The sequence below is a fragment of the Brevundimonas sp. Bb-A genome (genome assembly GCF_009394735.1).
Classification (GTDB): domain Bacteria; phylum Pseudomonadota; class Alphaproteobacteria; order Caulobacterales; family Caulobacteraceae; genus Brevundimonas; species Brevundimonas aurantiaca.
The window spans coordinates 1,702,050-1,726,777 of record NZ_CP045456.1; the positions used below are offsets into that span (position 1 = coordinate 1,702,050).

Annotated in this window: 33 protein-coding genes, 1 pseudogene and 1 riboswitch; of the genes and pseudogenes, 28 read left to right on the plus strand and 6 right to left on the minus strand. The window is 66.2% G+C overall.

What is annotated here, in order from left to right; translation table 11 throughout:
* Positions 1 to 137 precede the first annotated feature (137 nt).
* The 3 genes from BSP_RS08385 to BSP_RS08395 form a co-directional block, all read right to left on the minus strand.
* The gene (locus BSP_RS08385) at positions 138 to 554 is read right to left on the minus strand and encodes a GNAT family acetyltransferase (RefSeq protein ID WP_152949941.1); all 417 of its coding nucleotides are present in this window, start codon (positions 552 to 554) and stop codon (positions 138 to 140) included.
* Positions 551 to 1,636: a chorismate synthase gene (aroC, locus tag BSP_RS08390; protein WP_152949943.1), complete on the minus strand. Its 1,086-nt coding sequence runs from the start codon at positions 1,634 to 1,636 to the stop codon at positions 551 to 553. The genes BSP_RS08385 and aroC overlap by 4 nt, the downstream gene beginning before the upstream one ends.
* 70 nt (positions 1,637 to 1,706) lie before the next feature.
* Entirely contained in the window at positions 1,707 to 2,438 is a 732-nt protein-coding gene (locus BSP_RS08395) for a DnaJ C-terminal domain-containing protein (RefSeq protein WP_152949945.1), read from the minus strand.
* A 119-nt stretch (positions 2,439 to 2,557) separates the two neighbouring features.
* On the opposite strand from BSP_RS08395, the gene pdxH reads away from it, so the two are divergent.
* Positions 2,558 to 3,232, plus strand: coding sequence for a pyridoxamine 5'-phosphate oxidase (gene pdxH, locus BSP_RS08400; protein ID WP_054765448.1), 675 nt, complete (start codon positions 2,558 to 2,560; stop codon positions 3,230 to 3,232).
* 87 nt (positions 3,233 to 3,319) lie between these two features.
* Positions 3,320 to 4,915 carry a carboxylesterase/lipase family protein gene (locus BSP_RS08405; RefSeq protein ID WP_152949947.1) on the plus strand — a complete coding sequence of 532 codons (1,596 nt, stop codon included), beginning with the start codon at positions 3,320 to 3,322 and terminating at the stop codon, positions 4,913 to 4,915.
* Positions 4,916 to 4,924: 9 nt separating this feature from the next.
* Here the strand turns inward: BSP_RS08405 and BSP_RS08410 are convergent, their stop codons facing one another.
* Together BSP_RS08410 and BSP_RS16210 are read right to left on the minus strand one after the other, a co-directional pair.
* Positions 4,925 to 5,995, minus strand: coding sequence for a L,D-transpeptidase (locus BSP_RS08410; RefSeq protein WP_054765450.1), 1,071 nt, complete (start codon positions 5,993 to 5,995; stop codon positions 4,925 to 4,927).
* A gap of 38 nt (positions 5,996 to 6,033) precedes the next feature.
* Positions 6,034 to 6,195, minus strand: coding sequence for a hypothetical protein (locus BSP_RS16210; protein WP_191555498.1), 162 nt, complete (start codon positions 6,193 to 6,195; stop codon positions 6,034 to 6,036).
* A gap of 180 nt (positions 6,196 to 6,375) precedes the next feature.
* Here BSP_RS16210 and BSP_RS08415 point away from each other — a divergent pair, with 180 nt between their 5' ends.
* From BSP_RS08415 to BSP_RS08425, 3 genes are all read left to right on the plus strand, one after another.
* Positions 6,376 to 7,536, plus strand: coding sequence for a GNAT family N-acetyltransferase (locus tag BSP_RS08415; protein WP_152949949.1), 1,161 nt, complete (start codon positions 6,376 to 6,378; stop codon positions 7,534 to 7,536).
* A 19-nt stretch (positions 7,537 to 7,555) separates the two neighbouring features.
* Positions 7,556 to 8,464 carry a transcriptional regulator gene (locus tag BSP_RS08420; RefSeq protein ID WP_152949950.1) on the plus strand — a complete coding sequence of 303 codons (909 nt, stop codon included), beginning with the start codon at positions 7,556 to 7,558 and terminating at the stop codon, positions 8,462 to 8,464.
* Positions 8,465 to 8,563: 99 nt separating this feature from the next.
* A complete protein-coding gene (locus BSP_RS08425; protein WP_152949952.1) occupies positions 8,564 to 9,439 on the plus strand; it encodes a GIN domain-containing protein in 876 nt (291 codons plus the stop codon).
* Positions 9,440 to 9,567: 128 nt separating this feature from the next.
* On the opposite strand, the gene BSP_RS08430 is transcribed toward BSP_RS08425, so the two are convergent.
* A complete protein-coding gene (locus tag BSP_RS08430) occupies positions 9,568 to 10,320 on the minus strand; it encodes a porin (RefSeq protein WP_152949953.1) in 753 nt (250 codons plus the stop codon).
* A 251-nt stretch (positions 10,321 to 10,571) separates the two neighbouring features.
* A riboswitch (cobalamin riboswitch) is annotated at positions 10,572 to 10,775 on the plus strand.
* A gap of 109 nt (positions 10,776 to 10,884) precedes the next feature.
* Here BSP_RS08430 and metE point away from each other — a divergent pair.
* From metE to secY, 23 genes and pseudogenes are all read left to right on the plus strand, one after another.
* The gene (gene metE / locus BSP_RS08435) at positions 10,885 to 13,227 is read left to right on the plus strand and encodes a 5-methyltetrahydropteroyltriglutamate--homocysteine S-methyltransferase (protein ID WP_152949955.1); all 2,343 of its coding nucleotides are present in this window, start codon (positions 10,885 to 10,887) and stop codon (positions 13,225 to 13,227) included.
* A 346-nt stretch (positions 13,228 to 13,573) separates the two neighbouring features.
* Complete coding sequence (rpsJ, locus tag BSP_RS08440) at positions 13,574 to 13,879, plus strand: 30S ribosomal protein S10 (protein WP_003164367.1); 306 nt, start codon at positions 13,574 to 13,576, stop codon at positions 13,877 to 13,879.
* A 20-nt stretch (positions 13,880 to 13,899) separates the two neighbouring features.
* Complete coding sequence (gene rplC, locus BSP_RS08445) at positions 13,900 to 14,649, plus strand: 50S ribosomal protein L3 (RefSeq protein ID WP_152949956.1); 750 nt, start codon at positions 13,900 to 13,902, stop codon at positions 14,647 to 14,649.
* Positions 14,649 to 15,287: a 50S ribosomal protein L4 gene (gene rplD, locus BSP_RS08450; RefSeq protein WP_152949958.1), complete on the plus strand. Its 639-nt coding sequence runs from the start codon at positions 14,649 to 14,651 to the stop codon at positions 15,285 to 15,287. The genes rplC and rplD overlap by 1 nt, the downstream gene beginning before the upstream one ends.
* The gene (locus BSP_RS08455; RefSeq protein WP_054765458.1) at positions 15,287 to 15,589 is read left to right on the plus strand and encodes a 50S ribosomal protein L23; all 303 of its coding nucleotides are present in this window, start codon (positions 15,287 to 15,289) and stop codon (positions 15,587 to 15,589) included. The genes rplD and BSP_RS08455 overlap by 1 nt, the downstream gene beginning before the upstream one ends.
* A 4-nt stretch (positions 15,590 to 15,593) precedes the next feature.
* Entirely contained in the window at positions 15,594 to 16,430 is an 837-nt protein-coding gene (gene rplB / locus BSP_RS08460) for a 50S ribosomal protein L2 (protein ID WP_054765459.1), read from the plus strand.
* Between the two features lie 2 nt (positions 16,431 to 16,432).
* Positions 16,433 to 16,711 carry a 30S ribosomal protein S19 gene (gene rpsS, locus BSP_RS08465; RefSeq protein WP_007442184.1) on the plus strand — a complete coding sequence of 93 codons (279 nt, stop codon included), beginning with the start codon at positions 16,433 to 16,435 and terminating at the stop codon, positions 16,709 to 16,711.
* A gap of 3 nt (positions 16,712 to 16,714) precedes the next feature.
* A complete protein-coding gene (rplV, locus tag BSP_RS08470; RefSeq protein ID WP_152949960.1) occupies positions 16,715 to 17,095 on the plus strand; it encodes a 50S ribosomal protein L22 in 381 nt (126 codons plus the stop codon).
* Positions 17,095 to 17,850 carry a 30S ribosomal protein S3 gene (gene rpsC, locus BSP_RS08475; protein WP_054765461.1) on the plus strand — a complete coding sequence of 252 codons (756 nt, stop codon included), beginning with the start codon at positions 17,095 to 17,097 and terminating at the stop codon, positions 17,848 to 17,850. The genes rplV and rpsC overlap by 1 nt, the downstream gene beginning before the upstream one ends.
* A gap of 3 nt (positions 17,851 to 17,853) precedes the next feature.
* Positions 17,854 to 18,294: a 50S ribosomal protein L16 gene (rplP, locus tag BSP_RS08480; RefSeq protein WP_054765462.1), complete on the plus strand. Its 441-nt coding sequence runs from the start codon at positions 17,854 to 17,856 to the stop codon at positions 18,292 to 18,294.
* The gene (rpmC, locus tag BSP_RS08485; RefSeq protein WP_054765463.1) at positions 18,294 to 18,491 is read left to right on the plus strand and encodes a 50S ribosomal protein L29; all 198 of its coding nucleotides are present in this window, start codon (positions 18,294 to 18,296) and stop codon (positions 18,489 to 18,491) included. The genes rplP and rpmC overlap by 1 nt, the downstream gene beginning before the upstream one ends.
* A 10-nt stretch (positions 18,492 to 18,501) precedes the next feature.
* Positions 18,502 to 18,744, plus strand: coding sequence for a 30S ribosomal protein S17 (gene rpsQ, locus BSP_RS08490; RefSeq protein ID WP_054765464.1), 243 nt, complete (start codon positions 18,502 to 18,504; stop codon positions 18,742 to 18,744).
* A gap of 18 nt (positions 18,745 to 18,762) precedes the next feature.
* Entirely contained in the window at positions 18,763 to 19,131 is a 369-nt protein-coding gene (gene rplN, locus BSP_RS08495) for a 50S ribosomal protein L14 (protein WP_003164378.1), read from the plus strand.
* A 2-nt stretch (positions 19,132 to 19,133) separates the two neighbouring features.
* Positions 19,134 to 19,442: a 50S ribosomal protein L24 gene (rplX, locus tag BSP_RS08500; protein ID WP_054765465.1), complete on the plus strand. Its 309-nt coding sequence runs from the start codon at positions 19,134 to 19,136 to the stop codon at positions 19,440 to 19,442.
* Positions 19,442 to 20,002 carry a 50S ribosomal protein L5 gene (gene rplE / locus BSP_RS08505; protein ID WP_054765466.1) on the plus strand — a complete coding sequence of 187 codons (561 nt, stop codon included), beginning with the start codon at positions 19,442 to 19,444 and terminating at the stop codon, positions 20,000 to 20,002. The genes rplX and rplE overlap by 1 nt, the downstream gene beginning before the upstream one ends.
* A gap of 19 nt (positions 20,003 to 20,021) precedes the next feature.
* Positions 20,022 to 20,327: a 30S ribosomal protein S14 gene (rpsN, locus tag BSP_RS08510; RefSeq protein WP_054765467.1), complete on the plus strand. Its 306-nt coding sequence runs from the start codon at positions 20,022 to 20,024 to the stop codon at positions 20,325 to 20,327.
* A gap of 15 nt (positions 20,328 to 20,342) precedes the next feature.
* Positions 20,343 to 20,741: a 30S ribosomal protein S8 gene (gene rpsH / locus BSP_RS08515; RefSeq protein ID WP_054765468.1), complete on the plus strand. Its 399-nt coding sequence runs from the start codon at positions 20,343 to 20,345 to the stop codon at positions 20,739 to 20,741.
* Position 20,742: 1 nt separating this feature from the next.
* On the plus strand, positions 20,743 to 21,276 hold the full coding sequence (gene rplF / locus BSP_RS08520; protein ID WP_054765469.1) for a 50S ribosomal protein L6: 534 nt from the start codon (positions 20,743 to 20,745) through the stop codon (positions 21,274 to 21,276).
* Positions 21,277 to 21,279: 3 nt separating this feature from the next.
* The gene (gene rplR / locus BSP_RS08525) at positions 21,280 to 21,636 is read left to right on the plus strand and encodes a 50S ribosomal protein L18 (protein WP_054765470.1); all 357 of its coding nucleotides are present in this window, start codon (positions 21,280 to 21,282) and stop codon (positions 21,634 to 21,636) included.
* 12 nt (positions 21,637 to 21,648) lie between these two features.
* Positions 21,649 to 22,251, plus strand: coding sequence for a 30S ribosomal protein S5 (rpsE, locus tag BSP_RS08530; protein WP_054765471.1), 603 nt, complete (start codon positions 21,649 to 21,651; stop codon positions 22,249 to 22,251).
* A gap of 3 nt (positions 22,252 to 22,254) precedes the next feature.
* Complete coding sequence (gene rpmD, locus BSP_RS08535; protein WP_152949962.1) at positions 22,255 to 22,443, plus strand: 50S ribosomal protein L30; 189 nt, start codon at positions 22,255 to 22,257, stop codon at positions 22,441 to 22,443.
* A gap of 174 nt (positions 22,444 to 22,617) precedes the next feature.
* Positions 22,618 to 23,073, plus strand: a pseudogene (rplO, locus tag BSP_RS08540) (50S ribosomal protein L15); the annotation flags it as partial.
* A gap of 268 nt (positions 23,074 to 23,341) precedes the next feature.
* Positions 23,342 to 24,721, plus strand: coding sequence for a preprotein translocase subunit SecY (secY, locus tag BSP_RS08545; RefSeq protein WP_054765474.1), 1,380 nt, complete (start codon positions 23,342 to 23,344; stop codon positions 24,719 to 24,721).
* Positions 24,722 to 24,728 lie beyond the last annotated feature (7 nt).

Consider the following 24,728-nt stretch of genomic DNA (forward strand, 5'->3'; position numbering starts at 1 on the left):
TCAGATGTGCGCAAACCTGCAAACGGTTCGCAATTGCAGGATTCGGCGATGATCGTGATGACGACGGGTCTAACCGGCCTGATGGCGCTCATGCGGCAGGACGAGAAGCCGAAGGACAGAGCGAACGGCGACGCCTGTCAGCCGTCCAGCCTGCGGCCGAGTACGATCACCTCCTGCCGCTCCAGGCCCAGTCGCTGATAAAAGCCCATAGCCGCTTCGTTATCGCTGCGGACCATGAGCTGAAGTTTGGGGGCGCCTCTAACCATCAGCCAGTCTTCCGCCGCCGCCATCAGGCTGCGCCCCAAGCCGGTGCGGCGACGCCCAGGATCAACCGCCAAATAATAGACCCAGCCGCGATGGCCGTCGAAGCCCACCATGACGGTCCCGCCTATTCCGGCGTCGTCCGCCGCGACCAGAACGGCGGAGGTCGCGCCGCCCTTCGCCAGACTCAGGTCCGCAACCGGGTCGTTCCAGGGGCGCGTCAGGCCGCAGGCTGTCCAAAGTGCGATGACCGCCTCGTCTTCCCCTTTGCGGATGGGTCGGATGTCCGTCATCCGACCTGGGCGCGGTGCCGCAGGAGGGCGTCGGCCAGGACGCAAGCGGCCATGGCCTCGACCACCGGCACGGCGCGCAGGGCGACGCACGGGTCGTGCCGGCCCTTGGTGCGCAGGTCGGCCTCCTCGCCGTCACGGGTGATGGTCTGGCGCGGCGTCAGGATCGAGGAGGTAGGCTTGAACGCCACCCGCGCCGTGACCGGCTGTCCTGTGGAGATGCCGCCCAGCACTCCGCCCGCATGGTTCGACAGGAAGACCGGCTGCTTGTTCAGGTCCAGCCTCATCTGGTCGGCGTTGTCCTCTCCCGACAATTCCGCCGCTCCAAAGCCGGCGCCGATCTCCACGCCCTTGGCGGCGTTGATCGACATCAGGGCGGCGGCCAGTTCGGAATCCAGCTTGCCGTAGAGTGGCGCGCCCCAGCCGGCAGGCACGCCGGTCACCTCCAGGGCGACGACGGCGCCGATCGACGAGCCGGCCTTGCGGACCGCGTCCAGATAGGCCTCCCATTCCGCAACGACCGCGCTGGAGGCGGCGAACAGCGGGTTGCCATGCACGGCGTCGAAATCAATGGCGTCCGGCGCGATGCGGTGCGGGCCGATCTGGACGACGCCGGCGCGGATCTTGACGCCGTCGCCCAGCACCTTGCGCGCCACGGCGCCCGCCGCCACCCGGCTGGCCGTCTCGCGCGCCGACGAGCGCCCGCCGCCGCGCGGATCGCGGACGCCGTATTTGGTCTGATAGGTGAAGTCGGCATGGCCGGGACGATAGGCCCGCGCGATCTCGCCATAGTCCTTGGATCTCTGGTCCTCGTTTTGGATCAGGATCGAGATGGGCGTGCCGGTCGTGACCGGGCCCTCGCCGTCGTCGAACACGCCCGACAGAATCTGCGCGGTGTCGCTTTCGCGCCTCTGGGTCACGAAGCGCGAACCGCCGGGCTTTCTCTGGTCAAGCCAAGGCTGAAGATCGGCCTCGGTCAGAGGGATCAGCGGCGGGCAGCCGTCCACGACGCAGCCGATGGCTGGGCCGTGGCTTTCGCCCCAGGTGGTCACGCGGAACAGATGGCCGAAGGTGTTGTGCGACATAGGGCGACGCTTAGAGCATGACGGCGCCCGGCGAAACCGTCACGCCGGGTTCGCGAAGCGCTTTGCGGCCTCAGGCCGCCAGCCGTTCCGGCGTCCAGGCCCGGGTGAACTGCGCCAGCAGGTCTTCGGCCGAGGACCGCGTGTCGGACGACGGCGTCAAGGTGACGAACAGATGGCCTGCGGGGCGTGACCCGCGCGCCGGCAGGCCCAGGTTTTTCAGCCGAATGCGGACCGGCGCCGCACGGTCCGGCGTGATCCAGGCGGAACGTGTCCCGGCGTGGGTGTCGATCTCGACCCGACCGCCTTCCTGCAACAGGCGCTGAGGCGTCGGCCAACTCATGAACAGATCGTCGCCCAGGACCGACAGGCCGTCCTGGGGGCGGATCAGCACCGCCAGGAGAAGGTCCGCCCCGTCGGCCGCCCCGCCGCGCAGTCGCAGCGTCTCTCCGGTTCGAAGGCCCGGCGGCGCCGCGACCCGGATCGTGCGCGCACCCAGCCGCAGATCAATCTTGGCGCCCGCGACCGCCTGCAAGGGGCTGAGGCTGAGCACAGGCGGGGCGGCGGGGCGGTCCGGCGTCCTCGGCGCGGCGTCGCCGGGCCTGTAGGCCTGGACCAGGCGATAGGCGGCGATGACTCTGCGAAACCGATCGGCGTCTCCGCCAGGCTGGTCCGGGCGCGCCGCCTTGACCGCCGCGCGGAAGGCCGCCTTCAGCGATTCAGCGTCGGCGGCGTCCTGAAGCCCCAAGGTGGAAAGGGCGTCTCGAACCGCATCGGCGTCTGATCGGAAATGAGAAGGGCTCATTTCGCTACCGTTCGCGCCTTAGGGTCAACGCCGGGTTAACCAGCTTGATCTGGACGGCGGGGAGGGGGGATTTGATCCCGATCATTTTCATCGGCTCCTTCACAGTCTAAATCCTGCGCATGACCGCACCAGTGATCCCGCCCAGTCCGTCGCGAGAGGAATACGCTCGCGACTACGCCGCCGCCCTGGCCGCCAACGGCGACGAAAGCCTGTTCGACCGCACCGAACCGATCGGTCCCTTCATCGAGTGGCTCGCTGAGGCGCGCGCGCATGAGGTCAATGATTCCAACGCCATGACCCTGTCCACCGTGGACGCCGACGGCATGCCGGACGCGCGGATCGTGTTGTTGAAGGACGTCGATGCGCGCGGCTTCACCTTCTATTCGAACCGCGAAAGCGCCAAGGGCGTCGAACTGGCGGCGCGGCCGGTCGCCGCCTTGACCTTTCACTGGAAGTCGCTGCGCCGTCAGGTGCGGGTGCGAGGCTCAGTCGAACCGGTGACGCCTCAGGAGGCCGACGACTATTTCGCCAGCCGGGCCCGCGAGAGCCGCATCGGCGCCTGGGCCTCGGACCAGTCGCGACCGCTGGACGATCGCCAGACCCTGGAGGCGGCCGTCGCCCGCGAGACTGCGCGTTTTGAGGACCTGGATGTGCCGCGTCCTGAGCGGTGGAGCGGCTGGCGGGTGACGCCCCATGTCGTCGAATTCTGGCGCGACCGGCCGTTCCGCCTGCATGACCGGCTGCGCTTCACCCGCGACGGCGACGCCTGGCTGCGACAGCGCCTTTGGCCCTAGGTCGTTCTGCGGGACTGAATCGGTTCGCACAGGGATATTTGCACGGGCGCGCGCGTTAAAGTCGCTTCGTCACGGCCAAGGTTCTCTATGCGTCTGCTGTCGCTGCTGTTCGCGTCCCTCGTTCTGGCGGCCTGCGCCGTCCATCCGGGCAAGGTCCTCTCCATTAAGTTTGCGCCGGACGCTCGCCCGGTTCTCGCCGCCACCGAGGCCGGGACGGTTCGGGGCGTAGAGGGCGCGGGCGCGCGGGCGTTTCTGGGCGTGCCCTTCGCGCGCCCGCCCGTCGGCGAACTGCGCTGGCGGGCGCCTCAGCCCGTTGAAGGCTGGAGCGGGGTGCGCGACGCCACCCGCATAGGGTCCGACTGCACCCAGGCTATAGGGCGCAAGGCGATATTGGGCGGCGGGGGCGGTCTGGTGGTCGGGTCAGAGGATTGCCTCTACCTCAACATCTACGCCCCGGCCGGCGAACCGCAGCGGCGCCGGCCTGTCATGGTCTATATACCGGGCGGCGCCTTCACCGTGGGCTCGGGCGCCAACTACGATCCGTCGCGGCTGGCGGTGGATCAGGACCGGGTGGTCGTCACTTTGAACTACCGGCTGGGGGCCCTCGGCTGGCTGGCGCATCCTCAGTTCCAGGCTGAGGGTGAGGGGTTCGGCGGCAACTTCGGCCTGATGGATCAGTTGGCGGCGCTGAAATGGGTGAACCGCAACGTCGCCGCCTTCGGCGGAGACCCGGCCAATGTCACCCTGTTCACGGAAAGCGCCGGCGCCTGGGCCGCCTGTTATCTGATGACCTCGCCCCAGGCCGAGGGTCTCTATCAGAGGATGATCCTGCAAAGCGGCGGCTGTCTGGAGCCCTCGTCTCTGGTCAGCGCTGAAGAGGCCGCCGCCTCCGGCCCGCTCTTCGCCCGGCGTTTGGGCTGCACCGGCGCCGATCAGATCGCCTGCCTGAAGGCCTTGCCCGCCTGGCGTCTGTCGCGGGCGCCGTCAGTTCGGGCGGGCATCAACGGCCCAGGGTCGTGGGGACCGGTGCACACCGATGCGACCGTGCCTGAAAACCCCGCCCTGGCTATCGACCAAGGGCGGTTCACCCGCGTGCCCGTCATCGTCGGGACCAATCTGGACGAGGGGCGTCTGTTCGCCAATGAAGTCAAGGACATGGACCGCTACCAGAAGGAGACGCTGTGGATGTACGGCGATGTCGGTCCCCGCGTGCTGGACCGCTATCCGGTCGGCCCGGATGGCCCGGCCTATGCCATCGCCGCCAACTTCACCGACCAGAGGTTCGCCTGTCCGTCCCAGGCCCTGCGGCGTCAGCTGTCGCGCTATACGCCAGTCTGGGGATATGAGTTCGCCGATCGCGACGCCCCATTCGTCCTGCCCGACGGGATCGTGGGCCTGGACCTGGGCGCTTATCACGCCAGCGAACTGGCCTATGTCTTCGGGACCAGTTGGATCTTCGCCGACGTCGACCGGTTCACGCCAGAGCAGAAGGCGTTGTCGCTCCGCATGCAGGGCCTGTGGGCCGGATTCGGACAGCAGGATTTCGGCGCTGAATGGCCCCGTGTGGCGGGCGCGGGGCCGGTTCGGGTGTTTACGGCCCAGGGCGATCGACTGGATGACGCCTTCTTCGCTCGTCACAACTGCGACTTCTGGGACGGGACGCCCTTCGGCGCCGTCCACTAGGTCCAGCACCTAGACGAAGCGGACGGTCACGCCCGGCTTGACCTTGTCGGCCAGGGTCCAGGCGTCCCAATTGGTCAGGCGAACGCAGCCGTGCGACGCGGTCTTGCCGACCAGATGTGGATCCGGCGTGCCGTGGATGCCGTAGCTGGGCTTGTTCAGATCGATCCAGACCACGCCCACCGGATTGTTGGGTCCGGGGGCCACGACCACCTTGCGATCCAGATCGCCATAGCTGAGCTTTGACGGGTCATAGACATAGTCGGGATTGCGGGCGACGCCGTTGACCTTGACCGTCCCCGTCGGGGTGGGATTGTCCCGACTGCCGATCGTCGCCGGGAAATAGGCGAGCAGCGTCCCGTCCGCGCCATAGGCCCGCACCGCGCCTTGGGCCTTGTCCACCTCGATCCTTTCGACGTCCGCAGCCAAGGGCGTCGTATTGATCGCGGGCACCAGCAGCTTCTGGCCTGGGCGGTTGAAGTCTGCCGTAGGGTTCAGGGCCCTCAGCAGGTCCTCGGTCACATGAAAGCGCTCGGCCAGGGCTTCGACGATATTGGCGTAGCCCATCGACGGCGCCCGGCCCTGGGCCTCCAGCTCGGTCGGGACTATGCCGAGATAGGAAGCCGAAACGTCCTGTTGGGTTATCTCATAGGTAGAGGTCACGGCGCCCTGGCTGGCGGCGCGCAACCGCCCCATGACCTCGGCGTCGAGGCGGCCGTTGACGGGCAGACCCTGGACCTTCTGAAAGGCGGAGACGGCCTGACGCATGTTGGACCCTTCCAGACCGTCGATGGCGCCTGGCGAGAAGCGGGCGCGTTGCAACAGCACTTGGGCGCGGATCAGGGCGGGGTCCGGTTGCGGTCGAGCCGCAGGGCTCGCACCTTCACCCTCGGTCGACGGCGGGGAATAGGCGGTGTTCTCGATGGCGTCGCGCGACAGACGGCCCTGCGCCCCGACTTGGGCGGTCTGCTCTGCGGGGGCGGCGGGCGGCCGGTCGTCGTTGGGATCGCAGGCGGCGACAGCCAGGCCCGCGACGGTCAGGGCGGCGACGGTTGGCGCCAGGACAATGAAACGAGGGGGCATGAATAATCCTGGAAGGTCGGGGGACGATGGCTGCGGGGTCAGTTCGCTTCCCCTGTCGCCGGGTCCGTCGCCGTCTTTCCTGAATTGCTGGAGCCTTCGGCGCCCTTTGGCTCCGTCGCCGGGCGCGGCGGCTCGCCGTCGGAGTCCGGGCGCAGGTTTTCATTCTCGACTTTGCGGTCATCGGGGCGGGTGTCGGTCATCGGCTTCATTTCCAAGGAGACGCGGGGCGTCCGAGACGGAGCCAACGCATCCGGAGCGCCACGGCTCCCTCCTCATGCGTCAACAGACGTTCACCATGCCGGTGAACCCTAACGAAACAGGAGATTGGTTAGGAGGCGTGATGGAACGGACCTCGCCTGTCGAGGTCGCACGAGGGCGTCATGGCGGAAACGCTGCAGGTCGAGATCATGAAGGCGGAGGCGATGGATCCCGCCGCGGTCGACCTGTGGCGGTGGTGGACCTTAACCAACCCCGCCCTGGCCAGCCCCTATTTCCGGTGGGAATTCACTGAGATCGCCGCCCGCGTCTGCCCGGGCGCCGCCGTCGCCGTGTTTCGGCGGGGCGAGCGGATTGTGGGTTTCTTTCCCCACCAGAGGCGCGGCGGCGCGGTGCAGCCGCTGGGCGCCCCGATGAACGACTACCACGGCGTCATCGCCGCCGAGGACGAGATGCTCAGTCTGGAGGCGGTCGCCGGCGTGCTGAACCCGCGAAGGCTTAATGTGCCGAGCTGGGTGGGGCCCGCCCAAGCGGGGCAGGCGCGAGGAACGGTCCAGGTCGCCATGTCGGAGCCCGGTTACGAGGCCTGGTACGCCGAGCGGCGATCGACCTACGGCAAGTATTTCAAGGACAAGGAGCGCGCCCGTCGCAGTCTCGAGGCCGAGCTTGGGCCGATCCGCGTCGAGGCGGGCCTGCGCGACCCGCTTCTCCTGGACCGTCTGATCGCCCTGAAGGCGGCCCAGTACCGTCGATCCGGTCTGCACGACATCTTCGCCTGCGGATGGACACGCGACCTGCTGCACGCCCTGATGCTGGCCCGGCACGAAGACTTCGGCGCCTCCATGGCCGTCATGCACGCCGGCGACAGCCTGGTGGCGCTGGAGTTTTCGCTCCACGCCGGCCGTCATTACCACTTCTGGTTCCCGGCCTATGAGCCGCGGCTGGCGCGGTGTTCGCCCGGCATTCTGTTGAGCATGGATACGATGCGGCTGGCGGCGGCGGACGGCTTCCGCGTCTTCGACTTCGGTTTCGAAGGCGAGGGGTACAAGAAGTATTTCGTCAATGCGCGCCAGACGGTGCGGGAGGCGGTCGTGATCCGGCCCGGCCTGGGCCGGAGCCTAGGCGAGGCGGCCGTGGCCGCCCTGGGCGGAGCCGGAGGACGGGGGCAGGCCCTGCGCAACTCTCTGCGTCGCCGCTGGTCCACCATCGAGGCCTGCGAAGCCTCCTCGCTTGGCCAGTTGCGCGGCGCCGCCTTCGCCCTTGGGTCCGCCGTGAGCAAGGCGGCGGCCAAGCGCAAAGGCCCGGCCCGCGTGGCCCACGTCTAAGCGAAGCCGGGGAAAGCCGATGAACGAACGACGCACCCGCTATCCCGGTCCGATCTCAGAGGCGGCGGACCACCCGCACACCCTGGTCGATCAGGGGTTCGCCGAGGATGCGGTCCTGGCGACGGTGCTGGATCGCTATCCCGCCGAACTGTTCGACATCAACCTGTATGACTATGACGAGGCGGGGCAGGTCAGTCTGCGGACCGGCGCGCGAGGGCGGCTGTCCGGCGAGGCCCTGCTGGAGGCCATCAAACAGGGCCGGCTGTGGGTCAATTTGCGGAGCGTGGAGACCGGCTGGCCAGAGCTTTGGGCCGCCGCCATGGACGAATTTCGCAAGATCCAGGCGACCTACCCCGGTCTTAGAGCCGTTCGGAACGCCGGTCAGCTGATCCTGTCGTCGCCCAAGGCGCGGGTGCCCTATCATTTCGACGCGGCAGGGGTGGTCCTGTTCCACATGCGGGGGCGCAAGCGGATCTACGTCTATCCCGGCGACGAGCGGCGATTGCCGGAACGGAACATGGAACAGGTGGTCGCCCGCCAGACGACCGAGGAACTGCCCTATGACCTGGCCTTCGAGCGAGAGGCGCAGATCATCGATCTGGAGCCGGGCCGGGCGCTGACCTGGCCTCTGTATGCGCCGCACAGGGTTGAGAATCTGGATCGGTTCTGCGTCAGCCTGTCGATGGACTTCCAGACCTGGCCGTCGCGTTTCCGAAACGGAGCCCTGTTCACCAACGCCGTCCTTCGCAGCCGCGGCGGACGCCCGCGGTGCACCGACGCCATGGGGACGCCCGAGCTGGCGGCCCGCTGGGCGGCCTCTCTGGCCCTTAAGCGCGCCGGATTGTTGAAGAGCCGGATCGCCCATTTCGAACGCGACTTCGAACCGCAGATCGGCGCCGCCGACGGAGCGGGAGAGATCCGGGCCTGAGGCGGGGCCAGGTTAATTCGGGTTCATGACCTGAAGTTAAAATGACTTCGGTCGCCCGGGCGATCACCCTTCTCCCATAGTCAGGGAAAGGGAGCTCTCATGAAGACCGTTCTGATCGCCGCCGCCGCATTGGCCGCCTGCGCCGCAGCCGCGCCGGCGTCGGCCGCCGAGGTCGAAATCCGCAACGCTGTCGCGCGCGTCGTCGTCATCGTCGAAGACCGCCAGGACGTCGCCGTGGAGGTGACGCAGGGACGCTCCCGGCTGCCCGCGCTTCAGGTCCGTCGTCAGGGACGGGACGTCCGCATCGACGGCGGCCTGCGTCGCACCGGGATGTGGGGCGGCGACATCCGCAACTGCAACGCCGGGCGTGCGGGCGCCGCCCAACTTGGCGAAGGCGCCAGTGTTGAGGTGCGCAACCTGGGCCGCGTCCGTCTGGAAGACGCGCCGCTGATCGTGTTGCGCACCCCGCGTGATGTGGACGTCAGCGCGGAGGGCGCTGTTTTCGGCGCCGTGGGACGCGGCGCACGTTCGGTCGAACTGGACAGCGGCGGGTGCGGCTCTTGGACGGTGGCCAATGTCGACGGCGGCTTGGAACTGAGCGTCGGCGGCTCAGGCTCGATCCGAGCCGGCGCTTCACGCAGCTTGGAAGCCAATGTGGGCGGTTCAGGCTCCGTCGCGGCGGGCGCGACCGGAAATCTGAAGACCAGCGTCGGGGGCGCGGGCCGGGTCGATGTGGCGGCTGTCTCGGGCCAGGGGGATATTTCGATAGGCGGGTCGGGCGGCGTGACCGTGCGCCAGGGCCGTCTGGACAAGCTGTCGGTGTCGATCGGCGGGTCAGGCGAGGTTCACTACGGAGGGACGACCCGCGACCTCAACGTGGCGATAGCGGGGTCCGGCGACGTCTATGTTGCGGCGGCGACCGGCTCGGTCTCCCGGTCAATCGTCGGCTCAGGCTCCGTTCAAATCGGACGCTGACATCCGCTTCTCGCCGCTGGAAGGCTCCGGTCGTGGAACCCCGGATCTTCCGCAATGGGACGGCGGCGATGAAAAAGCCCCGGCGGATCGCTCCGCCGGGGCTCTTTTTAGTCAGCAGGCCGTCAGGCTTAGAAGGCGCCCAGGACGCTGGTGATGGCCGAAACGCCCAGGTTGGCGCCGGCCCGGTCGCGGGCTTGCAGACCGCCGCCGAAGCTGTAGCGCAGGCCGACCGACCAGGTGTCGACGTCGACCGACTCGATGTCGGCGCGGGTGTAGGAAGCGCCGACCGAGAACGGGCTGTTCTCGATTTCGTACTCGGCGCCAACGCCGTAGGTCCAGGCGTCCACGTCGCCGCCGGCGACATCGACGTTGTTGTAGCTGACGCCGGCGTTCAGGCGCAGGTTCGGCATGACGTAGAAGGCGGCGTCGCCGCCGACGGTCCAGATGTCGGCGTCTGCGTCGTCGGCCGTGGTGTAGGCGACCAGGCCGGTCAGGGTCGCGTTGGACAGGTACTTCTGGGCCTCGGCGCCGACGGTCCAGACCGGCTCATCGCCCGAGCCGATGCCGTTGGCGGCGACGAAGGCGCCGGCGCGGACGTCCGAGCTCCACATCTTGGTCAGGTGGGCGGCGGCGACGCCGGTGAAGTCTTCTTCACCGAAGGCCTTGGTGTAGTCGACGGCGCCGTTCAGGGTCACGGTCCAGTCAGCGGCCGGCAGGGCGACCGTGCCGTCCACGGTCCAGACGTCGGCGTCGACATCGTTGCCGGCGACTTCGATCGAGGGGTTGGAATAGGTCACGCCGACCGAGCCGACGGCGTCTTGGGCGAAGGCCGGGGCGGCGAACAGGGCGGCGGCGGCCGTGGCGAGGAGGATCGTCTTCATTTTCTTTTGTCCTTAGCAGTCTCGACCCGGATGGGGGTCCGGGGAGGGCGGCTGCTATCAGGCGCGGACGAAGCTGAGCATTAAATCGTCGTTACGTAAGTGTCTTGAAACTGTCGTGTTGCCCATCCGCCACGCCTTGTGGTCGCAATGTGTCAGGGGTGGGCGCATCTGGAGGCAAAGGGTTAAGCTGTGGCAATCGCATAATCGTATAAGCATATCCTTATATGTATTGACGGCCTGCTGATTGTGAGGCCATCCTCAGCCGTCGTGGTCTGCACGTGGTCTTCGGAACACGTGCAGCTAAGAGGGAAGCCGGTGTGAAACCGGCGCTGCCCCCGCAACTGTAAGCGGCGAGTCGAAGGTCCATCTCGTGTCACTGGCGTTCACGCCGGGAAGGCCGGACCCTAGGCGTCGACCCGTGAGCCAGGAGACCTGCCCCGACAGATAACGTCCTCCGGCGGGGTGTCCGGTCAGGCCGCATGCGCGCCGCCGGACCCTGCACGTCCGCGTCGGCGTCCGCGCGACCCTGTCCGAAGCCTGGCCACAACACAGGTTTCGAACGTCATGACCCGCCACACCGTCCAGGTCGCCACCCTCGGCTTTCCCCGCATCGGCCCCAAGAGAGAGCTGAAGACCGCGCTCGAGGCCTATTGGGCCGGCAAGACCGACGCCGAGGCCCTTCTGTCCGCCGCCGCCCAGCTGCGTGGCCTGACCTGGGCGCGCCAGCGTGACCTGGGGGCCGACGTCGTGCCGTCCAACGACTTCTCTCTCTATGACCATGTGCTCGACCTGACCGCCATGGTCGGCGCCGTGCCGCCCGCCTACGGCTGGCGCGGGGATCGTGTCGATCTGGCGACCTACTTCGCCATGGCCCGCGGTTCACGGGGCGACGGCCAGGCGTGCGCACACGGTCACGCCCATGCGAGCGGCGAGGGGACGCCGGCCATGGAGATGACCAAATGGTTCGACACCAACTACCATTATCTCGCGCCTGAATTTACCGCCGACCAGGCGTTCCGTCTCGGCTCGACCAAGGCGCTGGACGAATATCTGCAGGCCAAGGCGCTGGGGATCGAGACCCGGCCGGTGCTGCTGGGGCCAGTCTCCTATCTTCTGCTGGGCAAGACGCGGGGCGAGCCGTTTGAAGTCCTCACCCTGCTGCCGCGCCTGCTGCCAGTCTATGCCGAGGTGCTGCGGTCCCTGGCCCGCGCCGGCGCCACCTGGGTGCAGATGGACGAGCCCTGCCTGGTCACCGATCTGAGCGATGAGGCGAGGGCGGCGTATGATCACGCCTATCGGGTGCTGACCGATGTGACGCCGCCGATCAAGCTGATGCTGACCACCTATTTCGGCGGGCTCGGGGATAATCTGGAGGCCGTGCTGCGCCTGCCGGTTCACGGACTGCACATCGACCTGATCCGGGCGCCGGAGCAGTTGGCCCAGGTCGCGTCGGGGGCGGGCGTCGATCAGGTGCTGTCGCTCGGCGTCATTGACGGCCGCAACGTCTGGAAGGCCGACCTCAACGCCGTGCTGGACAAGGTGGAGCCCCTGGTCGCGGCCGGGCGCAGGGTGATGATCGCCCCGTCCTCCTCCTTGCTGCACGCCCCGATCGATCTGGAACGGGAGACCGGGCTCGATCCCGAGATCAAGGACTGGCTGGCCTTCGCCGTGCAGAAGGTGGCCGAGTTGGCCACCCTGGCGCGGGCGTTGAATGAAGGCCGCGGCGCGGTGAAAGCGGCGCTCGACGCCTCGACCTCCTCGGTCGCCTCACGTCGCACTTCACCGCGCATCAACGACCCCAAGGTCCAGGCGCGAGCCGCCGATGCCGACCCCGCCCTGGCGCTCAGAAACTCCTGCTTTGAAATTCGTCGCCAGGTTCAGCGAGGGCGTCTGAATCTGCCCGCCTATCCGACCACCACCATAGGCTCCTTTCCTCAGACGGCTGAGATCCGAAAGGCGCGCGCTGATCACGGGCGAGGCGTCATCGACGATGCGGCCTACGCCCGCTTGCTGCGCGACGAGACCGCGCGAACGGTCAAGTGGCAGGAGGCGCTCGGCCTGGATGTCCTGGTCCACGGCGAGTTCGAGCGCAACGACATGGTCCAGTATTTTGGCGAGCACTTGTCCGGCTTCGTCTTCACAAAGGCCGCCTGGGTGCAGTCCTACGGTTCGCGCTGCGTGCGCCCGCCGATCCTCTACGGCGACGTCGCGCGGCCCAGGCCCATGACAGTCGAATGGTGGCGCTATGCGCAGGGTCTCACCGACAGACCGGTGAAAGGCATGCTGACGGGCCCCGTCACGATTCTGAACTGGTCCTTCGTGCGCGACGACCAGCCGCGCAGCACCACCTGCCGTCAGATCGCCTTCGCCATCCGCGACGAGGTAGTCGATCTCGAAACCGCCGGCGCCGCCGTCATCCAGATCGACGAGGCCGCCCTGCGCGAGGGCCTGCCCCTGCGGCGCGCCGACTGGGACGACTATCTGGAATGGGCGGTCGAAAGCTTCCGCATCACGGCCTCGGGGGTCCGGGACGAAACCCAGATCCACACCCATATGTGCTATTCGGAGTTCAACGACATCATACAGGCCATCGGAGCCATGGACGCCGACGTCATCTCCATCGAGACCTCGCGGTCCAGGATGGAACTGCTCGACGCCTTTTCCGACTACCGCTATCCGGCCGAGATCGGGCCGGGCGTCTATGACATCCACTCGCCGCGCGTCCCCACGGTCGAGGCGATGACCGCCCTGCTGAAGGCGGCGGCGCGCAAACTGCCGCAGGACCGGCTTTGGGTGAATCCGGATTGCGGGTTGAAGACGCGGGCTTGGCCCGAGACTGAGGCGGCGCTCGCCAATATGGTGACGGCGGCGCGGCTCATGAGGGCGGGGGAGACGGCGGCGGCCTGATCATTTGCGGCCAGCGGAGGCGGTGTTCGACCGTCCTCCGACCGGCGCGGAAAATCCTATCGCCGCTCTTGGTTCCGCGCTTGACGAAATCGGAATCGCTAGGCATAAGCCGCCACTCTTGTTGGACCGGCTGTGCATCCCCGGATGCAGACGCGGTTCGCAGGAACGACCTGAGACCCTGTTCTTTGCAGTGACCCAGGACTTTAACGGCCTTCGCAGGCGACTGCGTGGGCCGATCGTTTTTGCGGATTTGCGTACCCTGAGGGCCTAGCGCCCGAAGGCCTTCGGTCTTTGAAATGGTTCACAGGGACGCGGTCCTCCGACCGCATTGGAAGTAAGCACCGATATGGATCAAAGCATCCGCATCAGGCTCAAGGCCTTTGATCACCGCGTCCTCGATTTTTCGACGCGCGAGATCGTCAACACCGCCAAGCGCACCGGCGCCACTGTCCGTGGTCCGATTCCGCTGCCGACCCTGATCGAAAAGTTCACCGTGAACCGCTCTCCGCACGTCGATAAGAAGTCGCGTGAGCAGTTTGAAATCCGCACGCACAAGCGCGTGCTCGACATCGTCGACCCCACCCCGCAGACCGTGGACGCGCTCATGAAGCTCGACCTGTCCGCCGGCGTGGACGTCGAGATCAAGATTTAAGTAGAAAGAGGCGGGATCCGATGCGCACGGGCGTGATCGCCAAGAAGCTGGGCATGACCCGCGTGTTCGCCGATGACGGCGCGCACGTTCCGGTCACTGTGCTGCAGCTCGACGGCTGCCAGGTCGTCGGCCAACGTACCCAGGAGCGTGACGGCTACGTCGCTCTCCAGCTGGGCGCTGGCGCGAAGAAGGCTAAGAACACCAACAAGGCTCAACGCGAGACCTTCGCCAAGGCGGAAGTCGAGCCCAAGGCCTATGTGACCGAGTTCCGCGTCGATGCGGACGGTCTGCTGGACGTGGGCGCCGAACTGTCGGCCGACCACTTTGTGGCGGGCCAGAAGGTCGATATCCAGGGCGAGACCATCGGTAAGGGTTTCGCCGGCGCCATGAAGCGCTGGAACTTCGGCGGTCTGCGCGCCACGCACGGCGTGTCGCTGTCGCACCGTTCGCATGGTTCGACGGGTAACCGTCAGGACCCGGGCCGTACCTTCCCCGGCAAGAAGATGGCCGGCCACTACGGCGCCGAAACCGTCACCACCCAGAACCTGACCGTCGTCCGCGTGGACGCCGAGCGTGGCCTGATCCTGATCAAGGGCGCTGTCCCCGGTCATGACGGCGCCTACGTCAAGGTTCGCGACGCCATCAAGAAGGCCCGTCCGGCCGAGGCTCCGTTCCCCGGCGCCGTGAAGTCGAACAAGGCCGCTCAACCCGCTGAGACGCCCGCTGAAGAAGCGCCGGCCGTCGAAGCGACCGAAGGCGGTGAAGCGTAATGAAACTCTCGGTCATCAAACTCGACGGCAAGGCTGCCGGCGACGTGGAGCTCTCGGACGCCGTCTTCGGCATCTCCGAAATCCGCGGCGACATCCTGGCCCGCACCGTCAGCTGGCAGCTGGCCAAGCGCCGCGCCGGCACGCACAAGGTTCAGACCCGCAACGAGAACTCTCGTACGGGTAAGAAGATGTACAAGCAGAAGGGCACCGGCGGCGCCCGTCACGGTTCGCGCCGTGCGCCGCAGTTCGTCGGCGGCTCGCGCGCCTTCGGTCCGGTCGTTCGCGATCACGGCTTCTCCCTGCCGAAGAAGATTCGCGCCTTGGCCCTGCGTCACGCCCTGTCGTCCAAGGTGAAGTCGGGCGACTTGGTCGTCGTCGACAGCGTCTCGGTCACGGAAGCCAAGACGGCCGCCCTGCGCGAGACGCTGGGCAAGCTGGGTTGGACCAAGGCTCTGATCATCGCGGGTCCGGAAGTCGACGCCAACTTCGGTCTGGCCGCCCGCAACATCCCGCACATCGACGTGCTGCCGAACGCCGGCCTGAACGTCTATGACATCCTGCGGGCCGACAAGCTGGTGCTGACCAAGGCCGCCGTCGAGGCGATCGAAGCCCGCTTCAGCGATAAGGAAGCCGCGTAATGGCCGCTCAACCTACCGCCAAGCACTACGACACCATCCTGGCCCCGGTGATCACCGAAAAGGCCACGATCCTGTCCGAGCAGAACAAGGTCGTCTTCCGCGTCGCCGACACGGCGACCAAGGACGAGATCGCCGCTGCGGTCGAAAGCCTGTTCAAAGTCAACGTCGTCAAGGTCAACACCCTGGTCCAAAAGGGCAAGACCAAGCGCTTCCGGGGCATCCTCGGCCGTCGCGTCGACATCAAAAAAGCGATCGTGACCCTGGCCGACGGCCAGTCGATCGACGTCACCACGGGGCTCTGATCAGATGGCCTTGAAACATTACAATCCGACTTCGCCGGGCCGTCGCGCCCTCGTGCTGGTCGACCGTTCGGAACTCCACAAGGGCCGTCCGGAAAAGTCGCTGACCGAAGGTCTGACCAAGTCGGGCGGTCGCGGGCAGGGCGGTCGCGTCGCGGTCCGCTTCCGCGGCGGCGGCGCCAAGACCCTGTACCGCAAGATCGACTTCAAGCGTCGCAAGTGGGACATGGTCGGCACGGTCGAGCGTCTGGAATACGATCCGAACCGCACGGCCTTCATCGCCCTCGTGACCTATGAGGACGGCGAGAAGACCTACATCATCGCGCCGCAACGCCTGAAGGCGGGCGACACGGTGGTCGCGGGCGAAAAGACCGACGTGAAGCCGGGCAACGCCATGCCGCTTCGTTCGATGCCGGTGGGTACGATCATCCACAACATCGAGATGAAGCCCGGCAAGGGCGCTCAGCTGGCCCGTTCGGCCGGCGCCTACGCCCAGCTGGTGGGTCGCGATCAGGGCTACGCCCAGATCCGTCTCGGCTCGGGCGAGCTGCGCATGGTCCTGGACAGCTGCATGGCCACGGTGGGCGCGGTTTCGAACCCCGACCACATGAACCAGAACCTGGGCAAGGCCGGTCGCAAGCGCCACATGGGCTGGCGTCCGCACGTCCGCGGCGTCGCCATGAACCCGATCGACCACCCGCACGGTGGTGGTGAAGGCCGGACCTCCGGTGGTCGTACCCCCGTAACGCCGTGGGGTAAGGACACCAAGGGCACCCGCACCCGTAAGAACAAGGCTACGGACAAGTTCATCATCCGTACCCGTCACGTGAAGAAGGCTCGCTAAGAATGGCCCGCTCCTCCTGGAAAGGCCCGTTTGTCGACGGGTATCTGCTCAAGAAGGCCGACGCCGTTCAATCGTCGGGCCGCAAGGACGTGATCAAGACCTGGTCGCGCCGCTCCACCATCCTGCCGCAGTTCGTCGGTCTGACGTTCGGCGTCCATAACGGTCAGAAGCACGTTCCCGTGTCGGTCTCGGAAGAGATGGTCGGCATGAAGTTCGGCGAGTTCGCCCCGACCCGGAACTTCCCGGGTCACGCGGCGGACAAGAAGGCCAAAAGGAAGTAACCGATGGCCCAGACCAAGAACACCCGTCGGGTCGGCCCGACCGAGGCCCGCGCCAAGCAGGTCAACATGCGCATCAGCCCTCAGAAGCTGAACCTGGTCGCCGCCTCGATCCGCGGCATGCCGGTTCAGAAGGCGCTGAACGAGCTGGAATTCAGCCGTAAGCGCATCGCCGGCGACGTCCGCAAGGTCCTGTATTCGGCGATCTCGAACGCCGAGAACAACCACAACCTCGACATCGACAACCTGGTCGTCGCCGAGGCCTTTGTGGGCAAGAACCTGGTGATGAAGCGTTTCGCGAGCCGCGCTCGTGGTCGCTCGTCGCGCATCCTGAAACCGTTCAGCGAGATCACCATCGTGGTCCGCGAAGCCGGCGAGGCCGCCTGATGGGACAGAAAATCAATCCGGTCGGTCTGCGCCTCGGCGTGAACCGCACGTGGGACAGCCGTTGGTTCGCCGCCGGCGCCGACTATTCCCGCCTGCTGCACCAGGACCTGAAGCTGCGCGAGTGGCTGCGGGAACGCCTGTCGGCCGCCGGCGTGTCGCGCATCATCATCGAGCGCCCGCACAAGAAGTGCCGCATCACCATCTATGCCGCCCGTCCGGGCGTCGTGATCGGCAAGAAGGGCGCTGACATCGAGAAGCTCCGCAAGGACATCTCGGCGCGCACCGAAGGTGAAGTTCACCTGAACATCATCGAAGTCCGCAAGCCGGAAACCGACGCTCAGCTGATCGCCGAGAACATCGCGCAGCAGCTGGAACGCCGCGTGGCCTTCCGTCGCGCCATGAAGCGCGCCATGCAGTCGGCCATGCGTCTGGGCGCCAAGGGCATTCGGATGAATGTCTCGGGTCGTCTGGGCGGCGCCGAAATCGCGCGGATGGAATGGTATCGCGAAGGCCGCGTGCCGCTTCACACCCTGCGGGCCGACATCGACTACGGCTTCTACGAAGCCAAGACGACCTACGGCATCATCGGCGTGAAGGTCTGGGTGTTTAAGGGTGAAGTGCTTGAGCACGACCCGATGGCCCAGGACAAGCGTTGGGCCCAGGAAGCCTCGGGTCCGTCCTCGAACGAAGGCCGCGAACGCGGCGGCCCCCGTGGCGACCGCGGTCCGCGTCGCGATCGGGGACGTGAGAACTAAGTCATGTTGCAACCGAAGAAGACCAAGTACCGCAAGGCCTTCAAGGGCCGTATCCACGGCTCGGCCAAGGGCGGCTTCTCGCTGAACTTCGGGTCGTACGGCCTGAAGACGCTGGAACCGGAACGCATCACGGCGCGTCAGATCGAAGCGGCTCGCCGCGCGATCACCCGCCAGATGAAGCGTCAGGGCCGCGTCTGGATCCGCGTCTTCCCCGACCTGCCCGTCACGGGCAAGCCGGCCGAAGTCCGGATGGGTAAGGGCAAGGGCGCGGTGGACTATTGGGCGGCGCGCTGCCACCCCGGCCGCATCCTGTTCGAAATCGACGGCGTGTCGGACGAGGTCGCCCGCGAGGCGCTCCGTCTCGGCGCCGCCAAGCTGCCGGTCCGCACCAAGGTGGTGACCCGCATCGACGCCGGCATCGCCCAAGTTGAGGAAGCCGCCTAATGACCAAGATCGCCGATCTGCGGTCGCAAACGACCGACCAGCTGGCCGACGAGCTGCTGAAGCTCAAGAAGGAACAGTTCAACCTGCGTTTCCAGGCGGCCACCGGCCAGATGGAGAAAACCCACCGCGTGGGTGAAGTGCGCAAAGACATCGCCCGCATCTCGACGCTCCTGCGCGAGAAGCGTGCGGCCTCGTAAGGAAACGAATATGCCCAAGCGAATTCTTGAAGGCGTCGTCGTGTCCGACAAGGGCGACAAGACCGTCGTCGTGAAGGTGGAGCGCACCCTGCTGCACCCGCTTCTGAAGAAGACCGTCCGGTCGTCCAAGAAGTACCACGCCCACGACGAAGCCAACGCGCTCAAAGTCGGCGACGTCGCTCGCATCGTCGAGTGCGCCCCCAAGTCCAAGTTGAAGCGCTGGGAAGTCCTTTCCAACGCCTCCGCCTCGTAATCAGAAGGATCTGATCTTATGATCCAGATGCAAACTAACCTGGAAGTGGCCGATAATTCGGGCGCCCGCCGGGTCATGTGCATCAAGGTGTTGGGCGGCTCCAAGCGCCGCTACGCCTCGATCGGCGACACTATCGTCGCCTCCGTGAAGGAAGCCATTCCGCGCGGCCGCGTGAAGAAGGGCGACGTCGTGCGCGCCATCGTCGTGCGCACCGCCAAGGACATCCAACGCAAGGACGGCTCGGTCATCCGTTTTGACAAGTCGGCCGCCGTCATCGTCAACAAGCAGAACGAGCCCGTCGGCACGCGGATCTTCGGCCCGGTTCCCCGCGAACTGCGCGCCAAGAACCACATGAAGATCATCTCGCTGGCTCCGGAGGTCCTGTAACCATGGCCGCCAAGATCAAGAAGGGCGACCGCGTCGTCGTCCTCACCGGCAAGGACAAGGGCCGCACGGGCAATGTGCTGAAGGTCCTGCCCTCCGAAAACCGCGTCGTCGTGGAAGGCGTCAACATGGTTCAGCGCCACACGCGTCCGAGCCAGGCTGACCCGCAGGGCGGCATCAAGAACAAGGAAGCCTCGCTTCACCTGTCGAACGTCGCGATCGCCGACGCCAACGGCAAGGCGACCCGCGTCGGCTTCCGGATCGAAGGGGACAAGAAGGTCCGCTTCGCCAAGACGACGGGAGACGTCATCTGATGGCTACCGAGAAATACACCCCCCGGCTGAAGGCCGAGTATCAGAACCGCATCCGTGCGGAGATGAAGGCCAAGTTCGGCTATACGAACGAAATGCAGGTGCCCAAGCTGGACAAGATCGTCCTGAACATGGGCATCGGCGAAGCCGTCGCCGACTCCAAGAAGGCCAATGCGGCCCTCAAGGATCTGACGGCCATCGCCGGTCAGAAGGCCGTCGCCACCAAGGCCCGTAACTCCATCGCCGGCTTCAAGCTGCGCGAAGGCATGGTCATCGGCGGCAAGGTCACCCTGCGCGGCGACCAGATGTACGAGTTCCTGGACCGGTTCATCACGATCGCGCTGCCGCGCGTGAAGGACTTCCGCGGTCTGAAGGGCACGTCCTTCGACGGTCGCGGCAACTACGCCACCGGTCTGAAGGAGCACATCGTGTTCCCGGAAATCAATTACGACCAGATCGACCAGATGTGGGGCATGGACATTGTCGTCTGCACCACGGCCAAGACCGATGAGGAAGCCAAGGCTCTCCTCACCGAGTTCAAGTTCCCGTTCTTGAAGAACTGAGCGGGAAGGGAAGAGCACAATGGCTAAAAAGAGCGCCGTAAACCGCAACGAAGCCGTCAAGGCCCTGGTTGCGAAGTATGCCGCGAAGCGGGCCGCCCTGAAGGCGACCGCCAACGACGAAAACCTGCCGCTTGAGGAGCGCTTCGCCGCGCGCCTGAAGTTGGCTGAACTGCCGCGCAACTCCGCGCCGAGCCGCATTCGCAACCGTTGCGAAGTGACCGGTCGTCCGCGTGCGTTCTATCGCAAGCTCAAGATGAGCCGGATCGCGCTGCGTGAGCTTGGCAACCTGGGTCAGATCCCGGGCCTGACCAAGTCCAGCTGGTAAGGGGAGCGAAGAGACATGATGATCAACGATCCCCTGAGCGACATGATCGCTCGCATCAAGAACGCGGCGACCCGCAAGCGTTCCAAGGTGCTGACCCCCGCTTCCCGTCTGCGCCAGCGCGTCCTCGACGTGCTGCAGGACGAGGGCTACATCCGCGGCTACAACCTGGTTCAGAACCCGGGTGAGTTTCCGCAGTTCGAGATCGAGCTGAAGTATTTCGACGGTCAGCCCGTCATCGCCGAGATCGCGCGCGTGTCCAAGCCGGGCCGCCGCGTCTACTCCGCGATCGGCGATCTGAAGCCCGTCAAGAACGGCCTCGGCATCTCGATCCTCTCGACTTCGAAGGGCGTCATGTCCGACGCCGCCGCTCGCGACGCCAATGTCGGCGGCGAAGTCCTCTGCAGGGTCTACTGATATGTCCCGTATTGGCAAGAAAACCATCGCAGTGCCGAAGGGCGTGACGGTCACGCTCGACGGCCAAACCGTCTCGGTGAAGGGTCCGAAGGGCGAACGCTCCTGGACCGTCGCCGAAGAGATCGAAGTCAAGCACGAAGGCGACGAGCTGTCGCTGGGCCTGCGGACCGACACCCAGCGCGGTCGCGCCATGTGGGGTCTGTCGCGCACCCTGGTCGACAACATGGTCACCGGCGTCACCACCGGCTTCGAGAAGTCGCTGGAACTGGTCGGCGTGGGTTACCGCGCCGCGATGAAGGGCAACGCCCTGTCGCTGCAGCTCGGCTTCTCGCATGAAGTCGATATCGACCCGCCGGCCGGCGTCAGCTTCGCCGTTCCGAAGCAGACCGAGATCAAGATCCTGGGCGCGGACAAGCAGGCCGTCGGTCAGATCGCTGCGGTCATCCGCAAGCTGCGTCCGCCGGAGCCCTACAAGGGCAAGGGCGTCCGTTACGCCGGCGAGACCGTGCGTCGCAAGGAAGGCAAGAAGAAGTAAGTCATGGCTCTTTCTCTTCGACAACAAGCCAAGCGCCGCGCCGAGCGCACGCGCCGTCGCCTGAAGGCTGTCGCCAACGGTCGCCTGCGTCTGTCGGTCTATCGTTCGGACAAGAACATCTCGGCCCAGATCATCGACGACGCCCAGGGCGTGACGATCGCCTCGGCTTCGTCGCTGGAAGGCGGCAAGGGCTCCAAGGGTTCGGACATCGCCGCGGCCACCGCCATCGGCAAGCTGATCGCCGAGCGCGCCATCGAGAAGGGCGTCAAGGACGTCGTCTTCGACCGGGGCGAGTACATCTATCACGGACGGGTGAAGGCGCTGGCGGAAGCCGCGCGTGAAGCCGGCCTGAACTTCTAAGGGACGCGACAGATGGCGCAACAACCCCAACGCGGCGGCGGCGATCGTAATCGCCGCGACCGTAACGCTCCCGCCGCCGCTGAGGCTCCGGAAAGCGACATCATCGAGAAGCTGGTGCACATCAACCGCGTCGCCGCCACCGTTAAGGGCGGCCGTCGCTTCAGCTTCGCCGCCCTGATGGTCGTCGGCGACGGCAAGGGTCGCGTCGGCTTCGGTCACGGCAAGGCGCGCGAAGTGCCGGAAGCCATCCGCAAGGCGACCGAAGAAGCCAAGAAGACGATGATCCGCGTGCCTCTGCGCGAGAACCGCACCCTGCACCACGACGGCGCCGGCCGTTGGGGCGCCGGCAAGATCATGATGCGAGCGGCCCCTCCCGGCACCGGCGTCATCGCGGGCGGTCCGATGCGTGCGGTCCTCGAAACCCTCGGCGTCCAGGACGTCGTGGGCAAGTCGACCGGTTCGTCGAACCCCTACAACATGATCCGGGCGACGTTCGAAGCCCTCAAGGTCCAGTCGTCGCCGCGTCAGGTCGCTTCCAAGCGTGGCAAGAAGGTCGCTGACCTGATGGGCCGCCGCAACGACGGCGCCTCGGCGCCGGAAGCCGTGGAGTCCTAAGTCATGGCCGAGAAGAAGACCGTCACCGTCAAGCAGATCGGTTCGCCGATCCGCCGCAAGAACGACCAGCGCGCCACCCTGGTGGGCCTGGGCCTGAACCGCATGGGCCGCGAAGCGACCCTGGAGGACACCCCCTCGGTTCGCGGCATGATCGCCAAAGTCCACCACCTGGTCGAAGTGGTCGAGAAGTAAGACTGTTCGCTACGCGAAGTGGCGAGTGATGAGTGGCGAGTGACGAGTAGCCCGGGTGTCGGTTCGACCGATTTCTCTTGACTCGCCACTCATCACTCGCCACTCGCCACTTTCTTTTTTCCAAGCCGAGTCCGGACGAATGTCCGGGCGCTAGCACCCGAAAGGATCAGGCATATGAAACTGAACGAAATCCGCGACAACGAAGGCGCGCACAAGAAGCGCATGCGCGTGGGCCGCGGCCCCGGCTCCGGCAAGGGCAAGACCTCGGGCCGCGGCGTCAAGGGTCAGAAGTCCCGCACCGGCGTCAGCCTGCTGGGCTTCGAAGGCGGCCAGATGCCGCTGTACATGCGTATGCCCAAGCGCGGCTTCAACAACCCGAACGCTCTGAAGCTGGCCGAAGTGAACCTGTGGCGCCTGCAAGACGCCATCGACGCCGGCAAGCTGGACGCCTCGGCCGAGATCAAGGGTGAAGCCCTGGTCGCCGCCGGCGTGATCCGCCGCGTCAAGGACGGCGTCCGTCTGCTGGGCACCGGTGAAATCAAGGCCAAGCTGAACCTGGTCGTCTGGTCGGCCACGGCCGGCGCCAAGAAGGCCATCGAAGCCGCGGGCGGTTCGGTTCTCGAACAGCGTATCGAAGCCGAAGCCAAGGCTGCGGCCCGCGTCGAGAAGCGCAACGCCGCCAAGGGCAAGGCTCCGGCCCCCAAGGCGCCCAAGGGCGACGCCAACAAGGTCTCGGCCCGCGCCAAGCGCGCCGCTTCCAAGGGCTAAACAACGCGTCGTCGCGGCGCGTATAGGCCGTGGCCTGAATACACCTGCGACGACGAAACAACGGAAGCGGCCCTCGCATGAGGGCCGCTTTCCGCCTATCTGACGACTCAGTCAGTCGTGGGGACGCATAATGGCTTCGGCCGCAGAACAACTCGCCGCCAATATGAACATGGGCTCGTTCGCCAAAGCGACCGAGCTGCACAAGCGCCTGCTGTTCACGCTGGGCGCCTTGCTGGTTTATCGCATCGGCACCTATGTGCCGATCCCGGGCATCAACTCGCAGGCCTTCCTGCAGTTCTTCCAGGACCCTTCGGGTCAGCGCGGCATCCTGGACATGTTCAACATGTTCTCGGGCGGCGCGGTGGAGCGGATGGCCATCTTCGCGCTGAACGTCGCGCCCTATATCTCGGCGTCGATCATCGTGCAGCTGATGGGCACGGTGTATCCGCCCTGGGAGAAGCTGAAGAAGGAAGGCGGGGAGAGCGGCCGCAAGCAGCTGAACCAATACACCCGCTATCTGACGGTCTTCCTGGCCCTGGCCCAGTCGCTGGGCATCGCGGCGGGTCTGAACGCCCAGCCGGGTCTGGTCGATAATCCGGGGATCTTCTTCCTGGTCTCGACCGTCGTGACCCTGACGGGCGGCACCATGTTCCTGATGTGGCTGGGCGAGCAGGTGACGGCGCGCGGCGTCGGCAACGGCATCTCGCTGATCATCTTCGCGGGCATCGTGGCGGTTCTGCCCTCGACCATCGCCCGGATGCTGGGCCTGGCCCAGCAGGGTCAGATGTCGGCCTTCGCCCTGTTCTTCATCGCCGTTCTGGCGGTCGTGACCGTGGTCTTCATCGTCTTCATGGAACGGGCTCAGCGCCGTCTGCTGATCCAGTATCCGAAGCGCCAGGAAGGCAACCGGATGGCGGGAGGCGAGCGCTCGTTCCTGCCGCTGAAGGTCAACACCGCCGGCGTCATCCCGCCGATCTTCGCCTCGTCCCTGCTGATGCTGCCGACCACAGTGGCCAGCCTGACCGCCAATGCGGACCTGCCGTCCTATCTGGGCTGGCTGCCGCTGGTCACCTCGCAACTGACCCACGGCCAGCCTCTGTTCATGGCCCTGTACGCCGCCCTGATCATCTTCTTCTGCTTCTTCTACACCTCGATCACCTTCAACCCGGAGGACACGGCCGAGAACCTGCGGAAATACGGCGGCTTCCTGCCGGGGATCCGTCCGGGCAAGCGCACGGCCGAATATCTGGACTATGTCCTGACCCGCCTGACGGTGATCGGCGCGGCCTATATCACCGCCGTCTGCCTGCTGCCGGAGTTCATGGTCGCCCAGATGGGCAACAGCCTCTACTTCGGCGGAACGTCTATCTTGATCGTGGTGTCGGTGACGATGGACACTGTGGCCCAGATCCAGTCCCAACTGCTGGCGCACCAGTACGAGGGGCTGATCAAGAAGGCCAAGCTGCGCGGTCGCGGCGGTCGTGGCGCGCCCACGCCCGTCCGTCGCTGAGTTGACT